This is a genomic window from Micromonospora sp. URMC 103 (genome assembly GCF_051386435.1).
GTDB lineage: Bacteria > Actinomycetota > Actinomycetes > Mycobacteriales > Micromonosporaceae > Micromonospora.
In genome coordinates this window covers 16,012-40,309 of record NZ_JBPQTR010000005.1, presented here as the reverse complement: position 1 = coordinate 40,309, position 24,298 = coordinate 16,012, and the positions used below count along the sequence as shown (strand labels likewise).

At 74.4% G+C, this 24,298-nt stretch carries 19 protein-coding genes, 1 tRNA gene and 1 pseudogene; 3 read left to right on the top strand and 18 right to left on the bottom strand.

Annotation, left to right across the window (positions count from 1 at the left end; all coding sequences use genetic code 11):
* Positions 1–813: 813 nt before the first annotated feature.
* Positions 814–1,065: pseudogene (locus ACSNOA_RS13575) on the top strand (site-specific integrase); the annotation flags it as partial.
* A 75-nt stretch (positions 1,066–1,140) separates the two neighbouring features.
* On the opposite strand, the gene ACSNOA_RS13570 reads toward ACSNOA_RS13575, so the two are convergent.
* The 9 genes from ACSNOA_RS13570 to ald all read right to left on the bottom strand — a co-directional run bounded on the left by ACSNOA_RS13570 (position 1,141) and on the right by ald (position 9,811).
* Positions 1,141–1,214 (bottom strand) — tRNA-Pro (locus ACSNOA_RS13570).
* Between the two features lie 279 nt (positions 1,215–1,493).
* Complete coding sequence (gene der / locus ACSNOA_RS13565; RefSeq protein WP_436658432.1) at positions 1,494–2,897, bottom strand: ribosome biogenesis GTPase Der; 1,404 nt, start codon at positions 2,895–2,897, stop codon at positions 1,494–1,496.
* Positions 2,894–3,574 carry a (d)CMP kinase gene (cmk, locus tag ACSNOA_RS13560; protein ID WP_436658431.1) on the bottom strand — a complete coding sequence of 227 codons (681 nt, stop codon included), beginning with the start codon at positions 3,572–3,574 and terminating at the stop codon, positions 2,894–2,896. The genes der and cmk overlap by 4 nt, the downstream gene beginning before the upstream one ends.
* Before the next feature lie 189 nt (positions 3,575–3,763).
* Positions 3,764–4,528, bottom strand: coding sequence for a pseudouridine synthase (locus tag ACSNOA_RS13555; protein ID WP_436658430.1), 765 nt, complete (start codon positions 4,526–4,528; stop codon positions 3,764–3,766).
* Entirely contained in the window at positions 4,515–5,498 is a 984-nt protein-coding gene (gene scpB, locus ACSNOA_RS13550; protein WP_436658428.1) for an SMC-Scp complex subunit ScpB, read from the bottom strand. Before scpB ends, ACSNOA_RS13555 begins: the two co-directional genes overlap by 14 nt.
* 5 nt (positions 5,499–5,503) lie before the next feature.
* Entirely contained in the window at positions 5,504–6,511 is a 1,008-nt protein-coding gene (locus ACSNOA_RS13545) for a segregation and condensation protein A (protein ID WP_436658427.1), read from the bottom strand.
* Positions 6,512–6,552: 41 nt separating this feature from the next.
* Positions 6,553–7,476, bottom strand: coding sequence for a ParA family protein (locus ACSNOA_RS13540; RefSeq protein ID WP_132352669.1), 924 nt, complete (start codon positions 7,474–7,476; stop codon positions 6,553–6,555).
* Between the two features lie 217 nt (positions 7,477–7,693).
* Positions 7,694–8,686, bottom strand: a complete 993-nt coding sequence (locus tag ACSNOA_RS13535) for a site-specific tyrosine recombinase XerD (RefSeq protein ID WP_436662286.1) — start codon at positions 8,684–8,686, stop codon at positions 7,694–7,696.
* Positions 8,687–8,695: 9 nt separating this feature from the next.
* Positions 8,696–9,811 carry an alanine dehydrogenase gene (ald, locus tag ACSNOA_RS13530; RefSeq protein WP_436658426.1) on the bottom strand — a complete coding sequence of 372 codons (1,116 nt, stop codon included), beginning with the start codon at positions 9,809–9,811 and terminating at the stop codon, positions 8,696–8,698.
* A gap of 227 nt (positions 9,812–10,038) precedes the next feature.
* Between ald and ACSNOA_RS13525 the strand changes: the two genes are divergently transcribed.
* Entirely contained in the window at positions 10,039–10,371 is a 333-nt protein-coding gene (locus tag ACSNOA_RS13525; protein WP_436662284.1) for a TM2 domain-containing protein, read from the top strand.
* 66 nt (positions 10,372–10,437) lie between these two features.
* Here ACSNOA_RS13525 and ACSNOA_RS13520 read toward each other — a convergent pair whose 3' ends face one another.
* From ACSNOA_RS13520 to recN, 9 genes are all read right to left on the bottom strand, one after another.
* Complete coding sequence (locus tag ACSNOA_RS13520; protein ID WP_436658425.1) at positions 10,438–11,043, bottom strand: NUDIX domain-containing protein; 606 nt, start codon at positions 11,041–11,043, stop codon at positions 10,438–10,440.
* Entirely contained in the window at positions 11,040–12,779 is a 1,740-nt protein-coding gene (locus ACSNOA_RS13515; protein ID WP_436658424.1) for a CTP synthase, read from the bottom strand. Before ACSNOA_RS13515 ends, ACSNOA_RS13520 begins: the two co-directional genes overlap by 4 nt.
* Positions 12,780–12,939: 160 nt before the next feature.
* A complete protein-coding gene (locus tag ACSNOA_RS13510; protein WP_436658423.1) occupies positions 12,940–15,399 on the bottom strand; it encodes a hypothetical protein in 2,460 nt (819 codons plus the stop codon).
* A complete protein-coding gene (locus tag ACSNOA_RS13505) occupies positions 15,399–16,568 on the bottom strand; it encodes a glycosyltransferase family 4 protein (protein WP_436658422.1) in 1,170 nt (389 codons plus the stop codon). The genes ACSNOA_RS13510 and ACSNOA_RS13505 overlap by 1 nt, the downstream gene beginning before the upstream one ends.
* Entirely contained in the window at positions 16,565–18,259 is a 1,695-nt protein-coding gene (gene murJ, locus ACSNOA_RS13500) for a murein biosynthesis integral membrane protein MurJ (protein ID WP_436658421.1), read from the bottom strand. The genes ACSNOA_RS13505 and murJ overlap by 4 nt, the downstream gene beginning before the upstream one ends.
* Position 18,260: 1 nt before the next feature.
* Positions 18,261–19,127, bottom strand: coding sequence for a hypothetical protein (locus tag ACSNOA_RS13495; protein WP_436658420.1), 867 nt, complete (start codon positions 19,125–19,127; stop codon positions 18,261–18,263).
* Between the two features lie 49 nt (positions 19,128–19,176).
* Positions 19,177–20,115, bottom strand: coding sequence for a copper transporter (locus ACSNOA_RS13490; protein ID WP_436658419.1), 939 nt, complete (start codon positions 20,113–20,115; stop codon positions 19,177–19,179).
* 27 nt (positions 20,116–20,142) lie between these two features.
* Positions 20,143–21,321: a putative cytokinetic ring protein SteA gene (steA, locus tag ACSNOA_RS13485; protein WP_436658418.1), complete on the bottom strand. Its 1,179-nt coding sequence runs from the start codon at positions 21,319–21,321 to the stop codon at positions 20,143–20,145.
* 119 nt (positions 21,322–21,440) lie between these two features.
* Entirely contained in the window at positions 21,441–23,198 is a 1,758-nt protein-coding gene (recN, locus tag ACSNOA_RS13480) for a DNA repair protein RecN (protein WP_436658417.1), read from the bottom strand.
* Positions 23,199–23,289: 91 nt separating this feature from the next.
* Between recN and ACSNOA_RS13475 the strand changes: the two genes are divergently transcribed.
* Positions 23,290–24,276 carry a helix-turn-helix domain-containing protein gene (locus tag ACSNOA_RS13475; protein ID WP_436658416.1) on the top strand — a complete coding sequence of 329 codons (987 nt, stop codon included), beginning with the start codon at positions 23,290–23,292 and terminating at the stop codon, positions 24,274–24,276.
* Positions 24,277–24,298 lie beyond the last annotated feature (22 nt).

Sequence of the window (24,298 nt, the reverse complement as noted above, 5' to 3'; positions counted from 1 at the left end):
CATGCCGCTGATCGCGCCTCTTGACCGGCGTAGAGGGTCGCATGCCCGAGCGATAGGCGCCACGCCAGTTACGCACCGTGACAGCCGAGCGCAGAGAGTACCGGCCAACTGACACCCTTCAAGTGAAGTCGATGTGTAACGGATCAAGTGAAGCCCGGCACTAAACCAACCGAGTATGGGTCGTACTCCGCTTGATCGTTACAGGGTGACTCCAGTTGACGGGTTACACCGGCCTTGAGCATGCCGAACACGGCCCGTGACGCCAGCCGTCCACACGCTGGCACCCTCGGCATCCGCTTCTGCCGAGAACAGTGCATCAGTGTGTGCAGGATGCGGCGCGTTGGGAAGCTTCGACACTTCGTTGCTCGCTTGTAGGAGGCGGCCGTCCGGCACGCACTCGACGCGGGCAGCGGGTGACGGGGATAAACGGCTTGCACAGGCGCCGGGCTGCGAGTTCGACTGCTCGCCATGCGTTCCCCCTCACCGATCTTCGTCGCGGGTACGGGTCGTTCGGGAACGTCACGGATCGCCGACATCATCGGCGAACATCCGCTGATCCATCGGATTCCCATGGAGACCCGGTTTCTCTTCGACCCGGGTGGCCTGCGGGATCTGGCCGACGCGCTCACCGATCGGTACGACCCCACCGTCGGTGAGGATGCCCTGCACCGGCTGAGCGACTTTCTCACCGTACGAGTGCCCGGCCGGCGCGACGATCGCGGCAAAACCGTTCCCGAGCTGGTCGGCGAGCGGCGCTATAGGGACGCGGTGCAACAGCTCTGGCCGCAGTTGATCGCGTACACGTACGACGAACCTGCGCCCGCGCGGAACTTTAACCGCTCCTACGACAGCCGCATCGCTAGTGCTGGCGTCCCTAAAATCACCGTTCACGACGCCCGGCGGACCTGCGGTTCACTCCTGGTCGACCTGGACGTCCATCCCCGGATCGCGATGGCGATCCTCAGACACGCAGACTTCTCGATCACGATGGAGATCTACAGCCAAGTCTCGTCCAAGGCCACCCGGGAGGCCCTGCGGAAGCTCGGGCGAAGCCTCGATCAATGAGCCGTTGCTGTACTTCGCTGCTGTACAAGATCGGAAAAGGCCACCTGGAAGATTCCAGATGGCCTTTGACCTGCGTCGGGACGGCCGGATTTGAACCGACGACCCCTTGACCCCCAGTCAAGTGCGCTACCAAACTGCGCCACGTCCCGATGCTCCCGCTCAGGTCTTCCCTGCGGCAGCCGGTACAGCTTAGCGCAGCTTCCGTCCGCGGTCCGCACCCGCCCCACCCGCAACACCCCCGGCCGCCTCCCCGCCCGGCCGGGAACACGGACGAGCCGGCGATGATCCACTCCGTTTCGCCGAAGTGGCGGTGTCCGAGGCTCCCGGACACCGCCACTTCGGCGATCTGGTGTTGATCAAGCGAGGCGGCCCGCACACCCCGTACAGCGTCCTAGGAGGGTGGGCCAGGGCCAGGGCCAGGGCAGCCGTCAGCCGTGCGCCTTGCCCCGGCCGCCCGGGCCCAGCTTCTTGCGGGGGCGTACGGAGATCTCGATGGGGCTGCCCTCGAAGCCGAACTCCTCGCGCAGCTTGCGCTCCACGAAGCGCTGGTAGCCGGCGTCGATCGGCCCCGTGGTGAACAGCACGAAGCGCGGCGGCGCCACCCCGGCCTGCGTGGCGAACAGGACCCGCGGGGCCCGACCACCGCGCACCGGGTGGGGCGTGGCCTGCACGAGCGCGGTCAGCCACTGGTTGAGGCGGGCGGTCGGGATCCGGGTCTCCCAGCTCGCGAGGGCCTTGCGCAGCGCGGGGGCGAGCTTGTCGACCGCCCGGCCGGTGGCCGCCGACAGGTTCAGCCGGATCGCCCACGGGATGCGGCGCAGGTCCCGTTCGATCTCCTTGTCCAGGTAGTACCGGCGGTCGGCGTCGACCAGGTCCCACTTGTTGAAGGCGATCACGAGCGCGCGGCCGGCGTCGGTGACCATGGACAGGACCCGCTGGTCCTGCTCGCTGATCGGCTCGCTGGCGTCGAGGAGCACCACGGCCACCTCGGCCGCCTCGATGGCCGAGGCGGTACGCAGGCTCGCGTAGTACTCGGTGCCGCTGGCCCGGCCCACCCGCTTGCGCAGGCCGGCCGTGTCGACGAGGTGCCACGTCTCGCCGCCGATCTGCACGAGGCTGTCCACCGGGTCGACAGTGGTGCCGGCGACCGAGTCGACGACGGCCCGCTCCTCACCGGAGAAGCGGTTGAGCAGGCTGGACTTGCCCACGTTCGGCTTGCCGACGAGCGCCACCCGGCGCGGGCCGCGCGGCCGGTGCTCCAGGATGGGCGGGGCGTCGGGCAGCGCGTCCATGATGGCGTCGAGCAGCTCGCCCGAGCCCCGGCCGTGCAGGGCGGAGACCGGGTACGGCTCGCCGAGGCCGAGCGACCACAGCGAGGTCGCCTCCATCTCGATGGTGGCGTTGTCGGCCTTGTTCGCCACGAGGATCACCGGCTTGGCGCTGCGCCGCAGCATCCGTACGGCGGCCTCGTCCACATCGGTCGAACCGACCACGGCGTCCACCACGAACAGCACCACGTCGGCGGTGGCCACGGCGGCCTCGGCCTGCGCGGCGATCGCCTTCGCCCGGTCCCGCGCGTCCGGCTCCCACCCGCCGGTGTCCACCACGGTGAACGCCCGGCCGGCCCACTGCGCGTCGTACGGCACCCGGTCCCGGGTCACACCGGGGACGTCCTCGACGACCGCCTGCCGGCGGCCGATGATCCGGTTGACAAGCGTCGACTTGCCCACGTTGGGCCGGCCGACCACGGCCACCACGGGCTGCGGGCCGCTCTGCTCCTCGACGTCGAGGTCGGGCTCCCGAAGCTCAATCCAGCCGTCACCCTCGCTCATGCCACTCCCCGCTCGGAGAGCAGGCCGCGCAGTCGCAGGACGACCTCGTCGATGCCCAGCTCGGTGGTGTCCAGCACGACCGCGTCCGGCGCCTGCTGCAACGGCGACGTCTTACGCGTCGAGTCGAGCCGGTCCCGGCGCGCCAGGTCGGCGGCGGTGGCCACCGCGTCGGTGGCGTCCTCGGCGCTGCGCCGGGCCGCCCGGGCCTCCTCGGAGGCGGTCAGGTAGACCTTCAGGTCCGCGTCGGGCGCCACGACGGCGCCGATGTCCCGGCCCTCGACGACGATCCGGCCCGCGTTGGCGATCATCTCCTGCTGGCGTGCGACCAGCAGGGCGCGCACGGCCGGCACGGCGGCCACGGCGGAGACCGCCCCGGTCACCTCGGGTCCGCGGATCTCCTTGTCGACGCTCACGCCGTCGGCCGTCACGCCGTACCCCTGCGGGTCGGTGCCGATGCGCAGGTCCACCTCACCGGCGACCTTGGCCACCGCCGCGACGTCGGTGAGGTCGACGCCGGAGCGCAGCACCGCCCAGGTGATGGCCCGGTACATGGCCCCGGTGTCCAGGTAGCGGGCACCGATGCCGGCGGCGAGCCGCCGGGAGACGGTGGACTTTCCCGAACCGGACGGCCCGTCCACAGCGACCACGCATCGCCCGGCCCGCACGTTTTCCTCCACCGTCGTCCTCCTCAGCCCGTACCCCACGGATCGCCGCCGTTGCGGCGCCGTGAGCGGATGTCCTCGATCCATGATGCCCGCCGCTTCCCGTTCGAGCGCGCGGACGCCGCCGGGCGTGACCCGCGCTCCCGCGCGGCCGCCTCCCGGCCGCCACGGAGCCTACCGGCAGCCGTACCCCGTCCTGCGGGGTCAGTCACCCACCGCCTTGAACAGCGCGGCGACCTCGGCGTTGGTGAGCCGGCGGGTCCGCCCGGCGCGCAGGTCGCCGAGACGGATCGGCCCGATGGAGGTACGCACCAGCCGGGAGACGGGGTGCCCGACCTCGGCCAGGAGGCGCCGGACGATGTGTTTGCGCCCCTCGTGCAGGGTCAGCTCCACCTGGGCGGTCTTTCCCAGGGTGTCCACCACCCGGAACGAGTCGACCTTCGCGGGGCCGTCCTCCAGCTCCACCCCGGCCATCAGGCGCTTGCCGAGGTTGCGCGGGATGGGCCCGGACACCTCGCAGAGGTACGTCTTCGACACCCCGTAAGAGGGGTGCATGAGCCGGTGCGCGAGGGTGCCGTCGTTGGTGAGCAGCAGCAGCCCCTCGCTGTCCGCGTCGAGCCGCCCGACGTGGTAGACGCGCTGCTCCACCCGGTTGCCGAGGAAGTCGGCGAGCGCCGTGCGGCCCTTCTCGTCGGCCATGGTCGAGACCACGCCGCGGGGCTTGTTCATGGCGAGGTAGACGAGCCGGGTGTCGGTGACCACCCGTTCCCCGTCGACGTGGATGACGGCGGTGGCCGGGTCGACCTTGTCGCCGAGCTGCGCGACCCGCCCGTTCACGGTGACCCGCCGGCGGAAGATCAGGTCCTCGCAGGCACGCCGGGACCCCACACCGGCGGCCGCGAGGACCTTCTGGAGGCGCTCGGCGCCCGCCGGGGCGTCCGTGGTGGGGGTGCGGTCATCGCGTGGCATCGGTCAGCTCTTCCACATCGTCGGGCAGGAACGGGGCGAGCGGCGGCAGCTCGCCGACCGTGTCGAGGCCCAGCTTCTCCAGGAACAGGGTGGTGGTGCGGTAGAGGAACGCGCCGCTCTCCGGCTCGGTGCCGCACTCCTCGACGAGGCCGCGGGTGACCAGCGTACGGATCACCCCGTCGCAGTTGACGCCCCGGATCGCGGAGATCCGCGACCGGGTGACCGGCTGCTTGTAAGCGACCACCGCGAGGGTCTCCAGCGCGGCCTGGGTCAGCCGCACCGACTGCCCGTCCAGCACGAACCGTTCGACGTACGCGGCGTATTCCGGCCGCGTGTACAGCCGCCAGCCGCCGGCCGCTCGGCGCAGCTCGAAGCCGTGCCCGGCCGCGCCGTAGCCGGCCGCGATCTCGGCGAGCGCCGACGCGATCCGTCCGGCCGGCTGCTCCAGCACCTCGGCGAGCGTCGCCTCGCTCACCGGCTCGTCCACCACGAGCAGGATCGCCTCCAGGGCGCCGCGCAACTCGGCGTCGTCGAGCTCGGGCGGCGGCGCCGCCGGCTCGGGCGCCCGCCGCCGCCGCGCCGGCACCTTCGGGGGTACGCCGGCGGCCGGCTCCTCCGGCGCGCCGGCTGCCGGCCCGGCCTCGGCGGCGGACCCGGGCTGCGCCGGCACCGTGGCTTCGGCGACCGGGTCCGACTCCTGCCCTGCCCCGGCAACCGCGTCCGGCTCCCCCGGCCCAGCGACCGCGTCCCGCTCCCCCGCTTCGACGACCGCGTCCGACTCCCCCGACGGCCCGGTGGACTCCGGCTCCCGGAGGGGCGCGTCGCCGGGCGTCGCCGGCGGTTCGTCGGGCCGCGTCGCGTCCAGGTCGCCGGGAGACGGCGCAGCGGGTGGCGCCGGGCGCTCCCACGGGGGCACCCAGGCGGCGGCCTGCTCTGCCAGGGAGTCGCGGCGCTCCTCGTCGTTGCTCATCGCGGTCACTCCTCGCTCGTCCCCGCGTCCGGGGTGGCCGCCGGCGCGCTCTCCGACCCGGCGGTCGCGCCCGGCGGGGCGGCGGCCGGCTCGGCCGGGGTGCCGGCGTACTCGTCGATCTGCAGCTCGGGGCCGCCCTCGGCCGGGCCGGTCCAGCGGACGGTCAGCTCCTCCAGCGCCTGGTCCTGGACGAAGGCCACGAGCCCCTCCCGGTACAGCTCCAGCAGGGCCAGGAAGCGGGCCACCACCTCGAGCGTGGCCTCGCAGTCGGCGCAGAGCGTCGAGAAGGTCGCGGTGCCGGCCCGGCGAAGCCGCTCGGTGATGATGGCCGCGTGCTCGCGCACGCTGACCCGGACCATGTGCACGTGGGCGATCGACACCTCGGGCACGGGCTTCGGGGTCAGCGCCCGGATCGCGAGCGTACGCAGCCGCTCCGGGCCGATGCCGAGCACCAGGTCGGGCAGCGCCTCGGCGTAGCGGGGTTCGAGGCTCACGGCCCGGGGGTAGCGCCGGCCGCCCACGGCCTCCAGCTCGGCGATGTGCGCGGCGGCTTCCTTGAACGCCTTGTACTGCAACAGCCGGGCGAAGAGCAGGTCCCGCGCCTCCAGCAGCGCGAGGTCCTCCTCGTCCTCCACCTCGGCGGCGGGCAGCAGTCGGGCCGCCTTCAGGTCGAGCAGGGTGGCCGCGATGAGCAGGAACTCGCTCGCCTCGTCGAGGTCCCACTGGTCGCCCATGGCCCGGATGTAGGCGATGAACTCGTCGGTGACCCGGTGCAGCGCCACCTCGGTGACGTCCAGCTTGTGCTTGCCGATGAGCTGGAGCAGCAGGTCGAACGGCCCGGTGAAGTTGGCGAGCCGGACGGTGAAGCCGCTTGACTCCTCGACGGTGGCCGGCTCGGCGGGCACCGCGCCGTCGACCTCGGCGGCCGCCGCGCCGCCGACCTCGGCGGCCGGACCGGCGGCGGGCGCGGGGTCGCCGCTGCCGGAGGGCGGGTCGAGGGGCGGTGCGGTCACCGGCAAACCGTAGTCCACGGCCCGGACATGCGGCGTTCGGCCTACCGCTCGGCCTGCGCGGCGATCACCTCGCGGGCCAGCTGCCGGTAGTTGCGCGCGCCGGACGAGGCCGGATCGAGCGTGGTGATCGGGGCGCCCGCGACGGTGGACTCGGGGAACTTGACGGTCTTGGTGATGACCGTCTGGTAGACCTTGTCGCCGAACGCCTCCACCACCCGCTGGAGCACCTGCCGGCAGTGGGTGGTGCGGCTGTCGTACATGGTGGCGAGGATGCCCTCGAGCTCCAGGTCGAAGTTGAGCCGCTCGCGCACCTTGTCGATGGTGTCGAGCAGCAGCGCCACACCGCGCAGGCTGAAGAACTCGCACTCCAGCGGGATGAGCACGCCGTGCGCGACGGTCAGCGCGTTGATCGCCAGCAGGCCGAGCGACGGCTGGCAGTCGATGAGGATGTAGTCGTACTCCTTGCGGATCGACCGCAGCACCCGGGCCAGCGCCATCTCCCGGGCGACCTCGTTGACGAGTTGGATCTCGGCGGCGGAGAGGTCGATGTTGGCCGGCAGCAGGTGCAACCCCGCCACGTCGGTCTTGATGAGGACGTCCTCGGCGGTGATGTCGTCCTGCATGAGCAGGTTGTAGACCGACAGGTCGAGGTTGTGCGGGTTGACGCCCAGCCCCACCGAGAGCGCACCCTGCGGGTCGAAGTCCACGAGCAGCACCTTGCGGCCGTACTCGGCCAGCGCGGCGCCCAGGTTGATCGTCGTGGTGGTCTTGCCGACGCCGCCCTTCTGGTTGGCCATCGCGATGATCCGCGCCGGGCCGTGCCGGTCGGTGGGCATCGGCTCGGGGATCGGCTTGCGCATCGTGTAGGCGGCCGGGTCGGCCGGGCCGAGGTCGTTGCCGAGCGCGGCCTGCTGCTCACGGAGCTCCGACGTCCACGTCTCGGCACGGTCCTCGTTGCCAGCCATGTCCTCGTTGCCCCCTCCCGACGACCACCCGGCGTCGGAGCCGTCCGACGTCCTTCGCGGCGCCGCTCGCGCACCCCGGCCCGACAGCTCCCGGGGATCCGCGCCGAAGCCGACTGTACGCCACGGACCAGCAGGCCGTTCAGTAGCCGCTCGGCGTGTCGGGCGGCGCCCGCGCCCCGGCCGCGGCGGTCGGCGGGGCCCGCCGCGCCGGTGACCGTCAGCCGCGGGCGCGCGGGTGCGCGGTGGCGTACACCTCGCGCAGCCTCTCGACGGTGACCAGCGTGTAGACCTGCGTGGTGGTCACCGAGGCGTGGCCGAGGAGTTCCTGCACCACCCGGACGTCGGCGCCGCCGTCGAGCAGGTGGGTGGCGTACGAGTGGCGCAACGTGTGCGGTGAGACGGCGGCCGGCCCGTCGACCGGCAGGCCGGCCCGCTCGGCGGCCCGGCGCAGGATGGTCCAGGCGCCCTGCCGGGACAGCGCCCCGCCGCGGGCGTTGAGGAAGACCGCGGGCGTTCCCCGGCCCGCGGCGGCCAGCGCGGGCCGCGCCCGCACGAGGTAGGCGCGCAGCGCGTCGACGCCGTATCCGCCGATCGGCACGAGCCGGCTGCGACCGCCCTTGCCGTGCAGCAGCACGGTCCCCTCGTCCGGGTCGACGTCGTCCACGGCGGCGCCGACCGCCTCGGAGATCCGCGCCCCGGTGCCGTACAGGAACTCCAGCAGCGCCCGGTCGCGCAGCGCGAGCGGCGCGCCCTCGCCGGTCGCGGTGACCGGGCCCGCCGTCTCCAGCAGACGGACCACGTCGTCGACGGGCAGCGCACGGGGCAGCCGGCGCGGCGGGGTGGGGGGCCGCACGTCGCGGCTGGGGTCGGCGCCGGCCAGCCCCTCCCGGACGGCGAACCGGTGCAGGCCGCGCACGGCGCTCGCGGCGCGGGCCGCCGAGGAGACGGCGAGCGGGGGGTGCGCGTCGTCACCGGAGCGGAGCCGGGCCAGGTGCGACTCGACGACGCCGGCGCCGACCGACGCCAGGTCGGCGACGCCCGCGTCGACCAGCGTCCGCAGGTAGCGTTCGAGGTCCCGGCGGTACGACGCCAGGGTGTTCGCGGAGAGTCCGCGTTCGACGGTGAGGTGGTCCAGGTAGCCGCGCACCGCGCGGCGCAGCGCCGGCGCGGGTTCGGTGCCCGCGCCGGCGCCGTCGGGCGTGCCGGTCAGCCCGCCGCCTCAGCTCAGCACGTCGGCGAGCGGCAGGACGGCCATGCCGTGCGCCTCGGCGACCGGACCGTAGGTGACCTGGCCGTCGTGGGTGTTGAGGCCCAGGGCCAGGGCCGGGTCGCGGCGCAGCGCCTCGCGCCAGCCGTGGTTGGCCAGCTCGAGGGCGTACGGCAGGGTGACGTTGGTCAGCGCGTGGGTGCTGGTGTTCGGGACGGCGCCCGGCATGTTCGCCACGCAGTAGAAGATCGACTCGTGCACCTTGTAGACCGGGTCGGCGTGCGTGGTGGGGCGCGAGTCCTCGAAGCAGCCGCCCTGGTCGATGGCGATGTCGACGAGCACGCTGCCCGGCTTCATCCGCGACACCAGCTCGTTGGAGATGAGCTTCGGCGCCTTCGCGCCGGGCACCAGCACCGCGCCGATGACCAGGTCCGCGTCGAGGACGGCGCGCTCGATCTCGTACGCGTTGGAGGCGACCGTCTGCAGGTGGCCCCGGTAGATGGCGTCGGCCTGGCGCAGGCGGGCCACGTTCTTGTCGAGCAGCAGCACCTCGGACTGCAGGCCGAGCGCGATCGCGGCGGCGTTCATGCCGGACACGCCGGCGCCGATGACCACGGTCTTGGCCGCGTAGACGCCGGAGACGCCGCCGGGCAGGACCCCGCGGCCACCGCCGGTGCGCATCATGTAGAAGGCGCCCACCTGCGGGGCGAGCCGGCCGGCCACCTCGGACATCGGGGCGAGCAGCGGCAGGGAACGGTCGGGCAGCTCGACGGTCTCGTACGCGATGCCGGTCACCTTGCGGTCGAGCAGCGCGTCGGTGCAGTCCTTGGAGGCGGCCAGGTGCAGGTAGGTGAAGAGCACCTGCCCCTCGCGCATCCGGTGGTACTCCTCGGCGATCGGCTCCTTGACCTTGAGTACCAGCTCGGCGGCGTCCCACACCTCGTCGGCCGTGGCCAGGATCTTCGCGCCGGCGGCGGCGAACTCGTCGTCGGTGATGCTCGAACCGAGGCCCGCGCCGGCCTCCACGAACACCTCGTGACCGTGGCGGGTGAACTCGTTGACGCCCGCGGGCGTGATCGCCACGCGGTACTCGTGGTTCTTGACCTCGCGTGGGATTCCGACCTTCACGATGCAGACACCTTCCTTCGGGGCCGCTCTCCCCCGACCGCTCGGTGCGCGACGGCTCCGTTGCCGCCGCGGTCCACCGGTCCCGCCGGCGGCAGTCTAGGCGTGCCGCGAGCTCGCGGGGGCCAGCAGAGTGACATCCGGTGCCGGTCGCCGCTGACGGGTTGTCAGGTGTGTCCGGGCCCGGCCCACGGGGGAAGCCGCCTCAGCCGTCAGGACAGTGTTCGTCCATTATCGTCCCACTTCCGGGGTGCCGCTGCCGACAGGAGACGAGTGGATCTATATGGTGTCGCCTCATGACCACTCCTCCTTACCAGGCGTACCAACCTGGGTACCCCCAGGGCGTTTCTGACAAGAGCAAGATCGTGGCCGGCATCCTCGGCATCCTGCTCGGCGCCTTCGGCGCCGGCCGCTTCTACACCGGCCACATCAAGCTGGGCGTGCTGCAGCTCATCGTCAGCTGGGTGACCTGCGGGTTCGGTTCGCTCTGGGGCCTCATCGACGGCATCCTGATCCTCGTCAACGGGGGCACCGACGCCCAGGGGCGCCCGCTGCGCGACTGACGGCGGACCACGGAGGGGCCGGGTGGCGTCGCCACCCGGCCCCTCTCGCGTTCTCCGGCTTCCGGGTCAGCGCGGCAGCGGCGCGTCCGCCCGGCGCAGCACCGACCAGCCGGCGTCGCGGGCGCGGGCCGCGGCGAGCAGACCCGCCACGCACGAGGCGTTCGTGATCTCGCCGGCCAGCACCATGGCCACGGCCTCGTCCAGGTCGATGCGGAGGATCTGGAGGTCGGCCTCCTCGTCCCGGCGCTCGTGCCGCTGCTCCGCCGGCACGTCCGTCAGGTCCCGGGCCAGGAAGACCCGGACCAGCTCGTCGGTGAACCCGGGCGAGCTGTGCAGGTCGACGAGGACGTCCATCCGGCCGGCGGTCAGGTCCGCCTCCTCGGCCAGCTCCCGCGCCGCCGCGGCGGGCAGGTCCTCCCCCGACACGTCCATGAGCCCGGCCGGCAGCTCCCACAGGTGGCGGCCCACCGGGTGCCGGTACTGGCGGATGAGCACCACCTGGCCGGCGTCGTCCAACGCCACCACGGCGACGGCGCCCACGTGCCGCACGATGTCCCGCCGCCCGGTGCCGCCGCCGGGCATGGTGACCTCCTCGGTCACCACGTCGAAGATCCGGCCCGACCACCGCTGCTCCCGGGAGCGGACCTCGTAGCGGTGCTCGACGGCGCTCACGACGCGGACGACGCCGTCGCCGCGGCGCCGTTGCGGGCGGCCTGCTCCGCGGCCGGCGCGTCGAGGTCCACGGGGAGCTGGTCAGCCTGCGAGTACGTGATCGCGGCCCGGACGAACGACGCGAACAGCGGGTGCGGACGCGTGGGCCGGCTCTTCAGCTCCGGGTGCGCCTGGGTGGCCGCGAAGAACGGGTGCAGGCTCCGGTCCAGCTCCACGAACTCGACGAGCCGCCCGTCCGGCGAGGTGCCGGAGATGTGCAGGCCGGCCTTCGTGAGCGCGTCACGGTAGGCGTTGTTCACCTCGTACCGGTGGCGGTGCCGCTCGCTCACGTCGGTGCTGCCGTACGCCTCGGCGACCAGCGAGCCCTCGGCGAGCCGCGCCGGGTACGCCCCGAGCCGCATGGTGCCGCCCAGATCGCCCCTGCCCGCCACGATGTCCTCCTGGTCGGCCATCGTGGCGATGACCGGGTGCCGGGCCTCCTCGTCGAACTCCAGCGAGTTGGCGCCCTCGAGGCCGGCCAGGTGCCGGGCCACGTCGATGGTCATGCACTGCAGGCCGAGGCAGAGCCCGAGCAGGGGGATGCGGTTCTCCCGCGCGTACCGGGAGGCGCCGATCTTGCCCTCGATGCCGCGCACCCCGAAGCCGCCGGGGATGACGATGCCGTCCACGCCCGCGAGGGCGGCCGCCGCGCCGGCCGGGGTGACGCACTCGTCGCTGGGCACCCAGCGCAGCTGCACCCGGGCCCGGTGGCCGAACCCGGCCGCGCGGATCGCCTCGCTCACCGACAGGTACGCGTCGGGCAGGTCGACGTACTTGCCGACGAGCGCGACGGTCACCGTGTGCCGGGGCTGGTGCACCCGGTCCAGCAGGTCGTCCCAGCTGCTCCAGTCGACGTCCCGGAACGACAGGCCGAGCCGACGCACCACGTACGCGTCGAGCCCCTCGCGGTGCAGCACCTTCGGGATGTCGTAGATGCTCGGCGCGTCCGGCGCGGCGGTGACCGCCTCCCGGTCCACGTCGCAGTAGAGCGACAGCTTCTGCTTGACCTTGTCGGGGATGTCCCGGTCGCAGCGCAGCACGAGCGCGTCGGGCTGGATGCCGATGCTGCGCAGCTGCGCCACCGAGTGCTGGGTGGGCTTCGTCTTCAGCTCGCCGGACGGCGCCAGGTACGGCACCAGCGAGACGTGCAGGTAGAAGCAGTTGTCGCGGCCCAGGTCGTGCCGGACCTGGCGGATCGCCTCCAGGAACGGCAGCGACTCGATGTCGCCGACCGTGCCGCCCACCTCCGTGATCACCACGTCGGGGACCTGGCCGTCGGCGTCCGGGTCGGCCATGCCGAGGATCCGCGACTTGATCTCGTTGGTGATGTGCGGGATCACCTGGACCGTGTCGCCGAGGTACTCGCCGCGCCGCTCCTTGGCGATCACCTCCGAGTAGATCTGGCCGGTGGTGACGTTCGCCTTGCCGGAGAGCGCCCGGTCGAGGAACCGCTCGTAGTGCCCGACGTCGAGGTCGGTCTCGGCGCCGTCCTCGGTGACGAAGACCTCGCCGTGCTGGAACGGGTTCATCGTCCCCGGGTCGACGTTGAGGTACGGGTCGAGCTTCTGCATGACCACGCGGAGTCCCCGCGCGGTGAGGAGGTTGCCGAGGCTGGAGGCGGTGAGCCCCTTACCGAGCGAGGAGGCAACGCCCCCGGTGACGAAGATGTGCCTGGTCGTCCGTGCTGAAGGGGCCAAGGCCTGCTCCCGTGTCGTCCGTCGCGGTCGTGCGAACCGCCGAGCCGATCAGCAAAGTGATCACGCGATCCACGGGATTCCACGGTAACACCTCGACTGAGGCGGGACGCAGGCCGCACCGAGGTCACACCCGGCGCGCCGCGGCGGCGGTGACCGGCCGTCAGCGCCGGGTCACGGGCCGCGACGGACCGGCGGCCGGGCGGGGCGCCGGCACGCCCGAGCGGTCGCCCGGCGAGCCCTCCGCCGCTGCTGTGGCCTCCGGTGCGCCCGGGACCAGCCGTTCCGACGTGCCCTCTGGTACGGGGCAGGCCGATGAGGCGTTGGGGCCCTTCGACGGGTCCCCCAGCGCGGGCCGGGCCGACGGGGCGTCCGGGCCCTCCGGTGCGGGTCGTGCCGACGGGGCGTCCGGCGCGGGCTCCGCCGGCTGGCGGCTCGGCACGGACCCGCCGGCCCCGCCCGTGCCGTCGCCCGGCCCGCCCTCACCGGCCACACCCGCGCCGTCGGCTCGGGACCGGCCGCCGGCGGGCACGGTCCGGTCGGTGGAATGGTCCAGCACCCGCAACGAGGCGAGCGCCGCCATCGGCACCACGAGCGCCGCGGCGGCACCGCCCACGTCCAGCGCCGCGCCGCCCAGCACACCGCCGACCAACGCCGCCACGGTGGTGCCCGCCATCGCGGCGCGGACCGCCGGGTAGATGCCGAACAGCCGCATGAGCCCGCCCCACGGCTGCAGCAGGGCGAACCACACCAGCAGCGCGGCGGCCAGGGCCAGCACGGTGAGCGGGCTGCCCACCAACGTGTCGAAGTTGGCCGTGCTGGAGCGGTGCAGGGTGAGCCCGCCCGTGCCGTCGCCGAGCGCGGCCAGGAAACGGCCCAGGCTGCCCCGCTCGGCCGCCGGGCGGCGCACGTCGAGCACCGCGTAGCCCACGATGACCGCGAGCGCCGCCATCACCGCCCAGGCCAGCCGGCTCGCCGTCAGCCAGCCGCCCGCGCTGATCGCCGCCGCGACGCTGAGACCCGCCGTGAGCGCGACCGCGCCGATCGGGTCCGCACCGAGGTACGGGCTGCCCACGATCACCACGGCCACTCCGCCGACGGCGACCACCGCGGCCGGTCGCCACCCCCGCGGCAGGTGCTGGGCGAGCCACCCGGCGCTCAGCAGCGCCCCGGCCAGGAACACCCCGAGCGCGACGGTGCTGAGGCCCGCATACCGGCCCCCCTCCTGCGCCGAGTAGCCGACGACCCCGTTGAGTTGCAGGCGGGCGCCGGTCAGCACGTCCAGGCCCACGACGAGCGTGGTGAGGCCCGCGACCACGCCGAGCGGCCCGAGGGTGCGGCCGTGCCCGGGCGCGAACCGGACCAGCGCCGTCCCGGCCACGACGAGCAGGGCGGTCACGCCCGCGAACACCCATCCGGGCCGGTCCGCCCGCCACCACGGGACGGCGTCGGTGAGCAGCGCGGCGGGCACCGCGAGAGCCGCGGCGACGAGCAGCAGTTCCACGGCCCCCACGACCCGCCGGGACACCGGCTGCGGGCCGTACGGGCCGGCGTGCCGGCGGGCCCGGCGCAGCAGCGGGAGGACGGCGGCGGCCAGCAGCACCTGGGCGGCGGCCAGCAGGGTGAAGAACCAGCCGGCGACGCCCCGCTGGGCGGCGGCCTCCCGCTCGGCGTCCACCGGCTGCCGGATCGCGTCGGCCAGGTCGTCGGGCCGGTTGTCCACGGCGACGGCCGGGCGGCCGAGGAAGAGCCGGTCCGGCATGGGCCGACCCAGCGCGGCCAGCGCCGTCGGCGCCAGGTCGACCAGTTGCAGGTAGCCGTCCCGGCCGGTGCTCGCCGAGGTGAGCCAGCCGCCCTCCCAGCCCGGCCCGTCGGCGACCGCCACGTGCAGCCGGGCCGGGACCTCGGTGTCCGAGACGCCGGCCACCATCACCAGCGAGCGCGGCGGCCGGGCGGCGAGCACCCGGGCCAGTTCGGTGTCCGCGGCCCGGGCCGCCGCCGCGCGGGCCGCCTTCGTGGTGCCGTCGACCGTGCCGAGGTCGACGATGCTGAGCACGCAGGAGCCGAGCAGCTGCGTCGGGTCGTCGGGCAGCGCCGCCGCGTACCGGTCCACCCGGCCGAACGGCCGGGCCGCCGCCACGGCGGCACCCGGACCGACCGCCACCGAGCAGCGGACCGACTCGGAGAGCGACCCGGGCATCGTGCCCCAGGGCAACTGCTCCTGGTTGTAGTGCACCACGCCTTCCTGGTCGGGCAGGTTCGCCCCGATGCCGTCGGGCTGTTCGACGGTCACCGGGGCCGCCGGGCAGCCGTCGGGCTGCCGGCTGCCGTTCCAGGCCGCGAAACCGCCCGCCCCGAGGGTCAGCCAGCCGTCGACGGGGCAGGTGGGCCGGTGGGCCGAGCGGACCGACAGCGAGCCGATCGAGCCGCGCTCGGCCATCCGCCACAGCGTCGGGGTGGTCTCCGGGTCCACGTCCTCCCAGCGCAGGCCCGCCACGCCGGCCACCACCACGAAGTCGGCGGTGGGCCCCGGCGTGCCACGCTGCGGCCGGGCGGCGAGCGCCGCGATGCCGAGGGCCACCACCACGAGGGTCAGCACGGCGGGAACGAGCCGGCGCAGCATCAGCGCTGCCCCGTCGCGGAGGTGCCGGCGTCCGGCGCGGCGGGACCGGCGGCTCGCGGGGTCAGCTCCGCGTAGAGCGCCCCCAGCGTGGCGACCGTGTCCGCCTCGGTGGGCCAGGTGGCCGCCCGCGCCGCACCGGCCGCGCCCAGCTCGGCGCGGCGTCGCGGGTCGTCGAGCAGCTCGCGTACGGCGGCGTCGACGGCGTCCACGTCGCCGGGGGGCACCAGCACCGCCGCGTCGCCCACCAGGTCCGGCAGGCCGCCGACCGCGGTCGCCACCAGCGGCACACCGGCGCGCAGCGCCTCCTGGGCGAAGAGCTGGCGGGCCTCCCAGTCGCTGGTGACCACGGCGAGGTCGGCGCCCGCGAGCAGGTCGGCCACGTCGGTGCGGTGGCCGAGCAGGGTCACCGGCGCCCGGGCCGCGGAGATCCGCGCGGCCAGCGGCAGGTACGCCGGGCCGCTGCCGGCGATCACGACGACGGGGGGCGGGACACGGGTACGCCACCGCGCGGCGGCGTCGACCAGCACGTCGTACCGCTTCTGCGGGTGCAGCCGCCCGACCGAGACGATCAGCGGCTGCTCGCCCTCGACGCCGAACTCGGCGCGGACGGCGGCCCGGCGGCGGCGCGGGGCCGGCAGGGTCGGCGCGGCGACCGGGGCGAGCCGGGCGTCGTTGGCGCCCAGGGCGGCGGCACGGTCGACGAGGTCGGCGGAGGCGCCGAGGGCGACGCGGGCGCCCCGGGCCACGACGCGCTCGACGACGCGGGAGAGCGCGCCGCGCAGCCCACCGGCGAGCACGGCGTTGTGCCAGGTGACCACGACCGGCGCGGCGGGCCGGGCGAGCACCGCGACGAGGCCGGCCCGCAGCCCGTGCGCGTGCACCACGTCCACCGGGTCGGTGGCCAGGGCCCGGCGCAGCGCGGCGACCGCGCGGGCGTCGGCCGGGGTCGGGCTGGCCGGGATCTCGACCGGCCGGAACCGGGCGCCCACACCGGTGAAGTCGAACTGGTCCTGCGTGGCGGCGGGGCCGCAGACCAGCACCGTCGTGCCGGCCGCCGCGAGCCCGCGGGCCACCGAGCGGACGTGCTGTCCCACCCCGCCGGTGCTGGAGGCGAGGAGCAGCGCCACGCTGCCCGGCCAGCCGGGTGTCGGTTCCGTGGCCGCGCTCACCCGGACACCGTCTCCTTCCCGTCACCGCGTCCCCCCGGGCGCGGGTCCTCGTGCGTGCCGGCGCCGGCCGCCGTGCGCCGCCGACCGAGCCGACGGGTCACCGCCGCGAGCAGCGGCCGGACGTCCCGCGCGTCGGTCAGCCAGGCGACGGCGAGGAACAGGGCGCCGACCACGACACCGGACAGCATGCCCTGAACGAGCGCCCCGGATGTCGTCGGGGTCCCGTCGCCGAGGCCCGCGAGCCCGCGGGCGGTGGCCACACCGCCGAGCCCGGCGACCGCGGCGGCGAGCAGGCCGGCGGCCGCGGCCCGGCCGACGCCCGCCAGCGCCTCCCGGCCGGCGGACCGGAGCACGGCCGCGACCAGCAGACCCCCGAGGAACAGCATGCCCCCGGAGGTGGCCAGCGTCACGGCCGACACCCGGTCGCCCACCGGCAGCACATGCCCGAGCAGCACGGCGAGCACCGGCACGGCGAGCCAGCCGACCGCGGTCACGGCGGTCGCCGACCGGGTCTCGCCGCGCGCGTACAGCGCCCGGGTGAGGACGGCGAAGAGGCCGTACCCGAGCAGTCCGGGAGCGAAGCCGGCGATGGCCGCCGCGGCGGTCGTGGCGAGCGGCGGGGAGTCGAAGAAGAAGTGCGCCACCGGCGCCGCGGTGCCGACCAGCGCCGCCGAGCCGAGCAGGCTGAACAGCACCACCCCGCGTACGGCCGGCGCGAGGGTCTCCCGGTAGGTCCGCTCGTCGCCGGCCGCCCGGGCCGCCACGAGCGTGGGGTACGCGGCCACGGCGAGCGGCACGGCCAGCACGGCCCAGGGCAGGAAGTAGATGGTCTGCGCGATGTTGTAGACGCCCGGGTTGGTGGCCGCCCCGTAGGTGACCTGGTTGAGGGCCACCATGAGGGCGACCTGTTGCGCGGTGACGGTCACCACCCCGGCGACGGCCAGCCCGCCGGCCCGCGCCCGCAGCCCGTGGGGGAACCGGTAGCCCGGCCGCACGCGCAGCCCGAGCCGGCGCAGCGGGACCAGCAGGGAGAGTGAGAGCACCACGACGCCGAGGGTCGTGCCGCCGGCGAGCAGCAGCTCCCCGCCCCGGGTCACGGAGCCGACCGTGGCGAGCCGGCCCTGCCAGGCCGTGAAGCCGAGGTAGATCCCGATGACGGTGACGCTGGACAGCAGCGGGGCGATCACCGGCCACGCGAACCGACGGTGCGCCTGGAGCACCCCGGTGAGCACGATGCCGACGCCGTACAGCGGGAGCTGCGGCGCGAACAGCAGCAGCATGCGGGCGCCGGCCTGCTGCTGCTCGGGCGTGAGGCCGGGCCCGAGCAGGCCGATCAGGGGGTGGGCGAGCAGGGCCAGGACGAGCGCCAGCGGCACCAGCAGGCTGAGGGTCCAGGTCAGCAGCGCCCCGGTGGTGGCGGCGACACTCCGCCGGTCACCCGCCTCGACGGCGCCCGCCAGCAGCGGTACGACGAGACTGGCCAGCGCCCCGCCGGCCACGATCTCGAAGATGAAGTTCGGCAGGTTGTTGGCCACCACGTAGGTGCCGCCGAGGTCGGTGCTCGCCAGCGTCCAGGTGAACACGGCCGTCCGGCCGAAGCCGGCGAGCCGGCTGACCACGGTGAGGACGGCGATGAGCGCGGCAGCTCCGGCCACCCGGCCGGCGCCGGCGAGGGGTGCCGGTCTGGTCACGTCAGTCGGTGTGCCGGCCCAGCGCGTCGAGCTCACGCAACCCCGGGGTCCGCTGGATCACCTGCGTGAAGCTGACCTTCTCGCTGGCGGCCGTGAGGCCGGCCAGCACGGCGAGGATCCCGGCGCGGCCGAGCGGGCCGGTGCGCGCGGCGAGCGCGACGCCGAGCAGCGCGCCGAGAGCGTTCGCGCCGCTGTCGCCGAGCATGACCTGCTCGCGGAGGTCGTCGGGGAGCAGCCCGGCGGCCGCCCCGACGGCCCCCGCCGCGATGCCCCCGTGCGGGCCACCGGCGAGCGGCGCACCGAGCAGCAGACCGGACTTGAGGGCCCGGCCGGGACGCAGGTCGAGCAGGTTGAGCAGGTTCGCGGTGCCGGCCACGACTCCGGCGCCGAGCACCACGTCCACGCCGAGCCCGAGCGTCCCCTGCCGTTGCCGGCGCCGGTGCCCCGCGACGCGGGCGTCGGCGGCGAGCAGCGCGGCCGCGCCGAGCCCGGCGGCGCCCACCCCGACGATCTTGATGAGGCCGGCGGTGACCCGCCCCTCGCGCAGCGCGGCGAGGTGCCCCGCGAAGCCCTTGGCGGTCTTCTGCTCGGGCCGCGCTCCGACCACGTCGTCGTACAGGCCCACGGCGCCCGCGCCGAGGCCGGCGACCAGCGCCGCGGCGCCGGAGGTCCCGCTCGTCGCGCCGAGCGCGGCGGCGCCGCTGGCACCGGCGGCGAGCGCCGGGCCGGCGGCGAGGGTCACCGTACGGCCGCGGAAGTTGGTGCGCTCCAGCGCCGGCCCCGCCGGGGAGGTGCGCACCCCGTCCAGCGCGTAGCGGGCGGCGATCGCCCCGGCGCCGGCGGTCAGCAGCCGGCCCAGCATGCTCACGCGGTCACCTCGATCGGGTCGTCTGCGGACATCCGGATGCGTCGTCGGCTCACTGGGGCAGTTTAGGCAGCAGCGACTCGGCGTTGTCGCCGACGCCGTACTGGCCGGCTTTCTTCTCGGTGAGCTGCTGCACCAGGGCGAGCGTGGTGACCAGCTGCCCCTGGATGGTGTTGGCGTTGTCGACGCTGGAGATCGCCTGCGAGAGCACCGGGTCGCCCCGCACGATCGCCACGAGGTTGTCGCCGGCCGAGCCGTTGCCGCCCACGACGATGGCCCCGGCGCGGTCGAACTGCTCGGCGACCTTGACGACCGACTCGTCCTTCTTCGCCGAGTCCTTGTCGACGTACGGCTGGCCGCTGACCAGCACGACCGCCTCGGCGGGGCCGCTGACCGGGTCCTCGGTGGTGAGGTAGCCGTTGTTGGTGTACGCGGCGAGCACCGCCTTCCGGTCGGCGTCGCTGACCGGGGCGCTGCCCTGCCGGTCGAGCAGCACGCTGGCCAGCAGCGCGCTGGACGTCTCCACGCCGTGGCCGTTGCCGGGCAGCCCGGTGGTCTGCGCGCTGGTCGGCCGGGCGGCCGTGACCGCGAGCTCGAGAAGGTTGCTGTTGTTGTCCGGGTTGATGAACTTGTCCTGCAGGTCGACCCGGCCCGTCACGTTCGCCCCGGCCGCCTGGAGCATCTTGAGCACGCCCTCGGTGTGCTCCCGCCCGGTGGGGAGGCTCACCACCAGCACCCGGCGGCCGGTGAGCTTGCCGGGGAGGACGACCTGCGACATCTCCGCCGCGAAGCCCTCCTCGGACTCCAGCTCCTTCTCCATGTTGTTGACCGTCTGGCGCATCTGCTGGTTGTCCTTGCGCAGCGCGGTCACCTGCTCCTTGAGCGAGTCGGCGACCGGGCCGTTGAGGGCGGCGGTGCCGACCACCAGACCGATCGCCAGCGCCAGGAACACCGCGGTGAGCGACACCACGTGGTAGCGGAAATTGATCACGCTTGCAGCCTCTTGATCGTCGGGGAGCTAGAAGAGCTGGCCGAGTTGGAACACGAAATTGTCCCACCACTCGGAGACCACGCCCAGGTACGCCTTGCCGACCGTGGACACGGCCACCGCGGAGGCCATCGCGGCGACCGCCGAGAGGACGAGGAGCAGCAGGGACGAGCCGGAGATGCTCTGCCGGTAGAGCCGGCTCACCCCCTTGGCGTCGACCAGCTTGCCGCCCACCTTGAGCCGGGTGAGGAACGTCGACGCCATGCCGCCGCGACCCTTGTCGAGGAACTCCACGAGGGTGGCGTGGGTGCCGACGGCGACCAGCAGCGAGGCCCCCTTCTCGTCGGCCAGCAGCATGGCCAGGTCCTCACTCGTGGCGGCGGCCGGAAAGGTCACCGCCGGAACGCCCAGCGCCGTGACCCGGGGTAGGCCGGGCGCCCGCCCGTCCGGGTAGGCGTGCACGATCACCTCGGCCCCGCAGCGCAGCACGTCGTCGGTGACCGAGTCCATGTCACCAATGATCATGTCCGGGGTGTAGCCGGCCTCGACGAGCGCGTCCGCCCCGCCGTCGACGCCGATCAGCACCGGCTTGAACTCCCGGATGTACGGGCGCAGCACGTCCAGGTCGGCCTTGTAGTCGTAGCCCCGCACCACGATGAGGCAGTGCCGCCCCTGGATCTGGGTCTGGATCTCCGGCACCCCGACGCCGTCGAGCAGCAGGTCGCGCTCCTGCTTCAGGTAGTCCATCGTGTTGGCGGCGAACGCCTCCAACTGGACCGAGAGGCCCTCCCGCGCGTCGGCCATCGCCTTGGCCACGGTCTCCGCGTCCTGCAGGCTGCCGTGCGCCACCGGCTCGTCCCGGACGTAGACCGTGTTGCCCTCGATCCGCACCGTGTCGCCCTCGCGGACCTGCTCGAAGATCCCCTCGCCCAGGTCGTCGAGCAGCGGGATGCCCGCGCCGATCAGCACCTCGGGGCCGAGGTTCGGGTAGCGGCCGGACACCGACGGCTTGGCGTTGAGCACCGCCGCGACGCCGACGGCCACCAGCGAGTCGGCGGCCACCCGGTCGAGGTCGACGTGGTCGATCACCGCGATGTCGCCGGGGCGGAGCCGGCCGACCAGCCGCTTCGTACGCCGGTCGAGGCGGGCGGTGCCGCAGACGACGCCCGGGTCCGCGTTCCGGGTCCGGCGCAACGTGGGTAGACGCATCGTGACCATCCTGGCATGTGAGGCAGGCTTTTCTGTCGCGACATGCCTGAGCAGGGCCGCCTACCCAGGGAAGCACACCGGAGCGCAGGCTGGTGTGCTTGCGCTCACAATACCGGCGGTCACGGCCGCCTTTCCTTGGCCGCCACGGCCAACAGCTCCTCGGCGTGCGCGATACCCAGATCCGAGTCCGGCAAACCCGCGAGCATCCGGGCGAGTTCCCGGGCCCGCTCGGTGTCCTCCACCACCCGGACGCCGCTGGTGGTCACGGCGCCGCCGGTGTCCTTCGCGACCACGAGGTGCCGGTCGGCGAACGCGGCGACCTGCGGCAGGTGGGTGACCACGAGCACCTGGTGGCTGCGGGCCAGCCGGGCCAGCCGCCGCCCGATCTCCACCGCCGCCTGGCCGCCCACACCGGCGTCGACCTCGTCGAACACGAGGGTCGGCGGGCCGCCGGAACCGGCGAAGACCACCTCGATGGCGAGCATCACCCGGGACAGCTCGCCGCCGGACGCGCCCCGCTGCAACGGCAGCGACGGCGCGCCGGGGTGGGCGAGCAGCCGCAACTCGACCTCGTCGCCGCCGTCCGGGCCCACGCCGACCTCGACGCCGCCCACGGTGAGCGCCGGCTCGGCCCGCCCGGCCGGCCGCGGCAGCACCGCCACCTCGATCCGGGCGTGCGGCATGGCCAGCCCGGCCAGCTCGACCGTGACCTGCTCGGCGAAGCGCGTCGCCGCCTCCTGCCGGGACGTCGACACCCGACCCACCAGGTCGGCCACCTCGGCGGCGAGCCGCTGCCCCTCCCGCTCCAACTCGTCGAGGAGCTCGTCGGACGTGTCCAGCTCGGACAGTCGGGTGCGGGCCCGCTCGGCCCACGCGACCACCCCGTCGACGTCGTCGGCGTACTTGCGGGTGAGCCCGCGCAGCGCGGCCCGCCGCTCGTAGACGGCCTGCAACCGGGCCGGGTCGGCGTCGAGCGCCGCGAGGTAGGACGACAGCTCGGCCGAGACGTCGGTGACGAGGGTGGCCGCCTCCTCCAGCCGCGCCGCCAGCTCGCCGAGCGCCGGGTCGGTGCCGGCCTGCGCCTCCAGCGTGCGCCGGGCCGTGCCCAGCAGCGCCGTCGCGTCCGGGGTGTCGTCGGCGGCCTCCGCGCCGCCCGCCACGCACTGCTGCGCCACCTGCGCCGCCGTGCGCAGCCCCTCGGCGTGCTCCAGCCGCTGCGCCTCCGCCTTCAGCTCGTCGTCCTCGCCGGGCTGCGGGTCAACCCGGCTGATCTCGTCGAGGCCGAGCCGCAGCAGGTCGGCCTCCTGGTTGCGCTCCCGGGCGTTGCGCCGCCGGTCGGCCAGGTCGTCGACCACCCGCCGCCAGCCCGTGTACGCCTCGCGCAGCGCGTCGAGCAACTTCTCGTGCTCCGCGCCGGCGAACCGGTCCAGCGCGGCGCGCTGCTCGGCCGGGCGCAGCAGGCGCAGCTGGTCGGACTGGCCGTGCACGGCCACCACCTGCTCACCGACCTCGCCGAGCATCGACACCGGCATGCTGCGACCGCCGAGGTGGGCCCGGGAACGGCCCTCGACGGTGACCGTGCGGCTCAGCAGGAGCGTGCCGTCGTCGTCCGGCTCGCCGCCGGCGTCGGTGATGCGGGCGTGCACGGTCTCGGCGACGCGACCGGTCAGGCGCAGCCGCCCCTCCACCACGGCGCGGCCGGGCTCGGCCCGCACGCGCCCCGCGTCGGCCCGGCCGCCGAAGAGCAGGCCGAGGCCGGTCACCACCATCGTCTTGCCCGCACCGGTCTCGCCGGTGATGACGTTCATGCCGCCGGTCAACGGCAGCGTGGTGTCCTCGATGACGCCCAGTCCGGTGATGCGCAGCTCTTCCAGCACAGCAACCGACAGTAGACGCGGGGCACGACAGTTGACCAGCCGGCGACGCCGCGTCGGCGCGGCTCGGGCCGCCGTCGTACAGTTCTGCCCCGTGTTGGAGGTGATCGGCCTGCCCCCCGGCGAGGAGGAGGTCTACCGCTGCCTGGTCCAGCTCAGCGTGGCCCGGGTCGACGAGCTGGTCGACCGGCTGCGCCGGCCGCGCGCGGAGATCGAGACACGGCTGGACGGTCTGCGCCGCCGGGGTCTCGTGCCCCCGGCCGACCCGGACCCGGACGCCCCGCTGCGGCCCCTCGCGCCGGACGTCCCGCTCGGCGCCGCGCTGCTGCGCCGGCAGGAGGCCCTCGAGGCCGCCCGCGCCGCGGTCAACCAGCTCACCGACGAGTACCGCGCCGGGATGCGGCGGCACGACGCCGGCCACCTCGTGGAGGTGATCACCGGCGCGGGCGCGCTCCGGGAGCGCCTGCGCGACGCGCAGAACGGCGCCCGCGACGAGGTGCTGTGGTTCTGCCGGGCCAACCCGCTCGCCATGCCCGGCCAGGACAACGTCGAGGAGTTCGACGCGCTGGCCCGCGGCGTCCGCTACCGGGCCATCTACGAGCGCGAGATGCTCCTCGAGCCCGGCGGGCTGGAGGACGTCGAGCGGGGCGTACGCGCCGGTGAGCAGGCCCGCGTGCTCGACCGCCTGCCGGTCCGGCTGGCCATCGCGGACGGTCGGACGGCGATCTGCCCACTGGTGCCGGACCGCGACAGTGGCCAGCCGAGCGCCGCGGTGATCGGCCGCAGCCAGCTGCTCGACGCGTTGCTGGCTCTCTTCGAGAGTCACTGGCGGATGGCCACGCCGCTGCCCTCGTCCGCCGCGGCGGCGCACGACCGGCCCGCCGACGGCTACCGGCCGGACGCCGACGAGACCCGGCTGCTGTCGCTGTTCGTGGCCGGGGTGCCGGACAAGTCCATCGCCTCCCAGCTCGGCGTGAGCCGTCGCACCGTGCAGCGGCGGCTGGCCGACCTCATGGCCATCGCCGGCGTGGACACCCGGCCCGGTCTGGCCTTCCAGGCCGCCCGGCGGCACTGGATCTGACCGCCGCGGCGCGCGGGGGCGG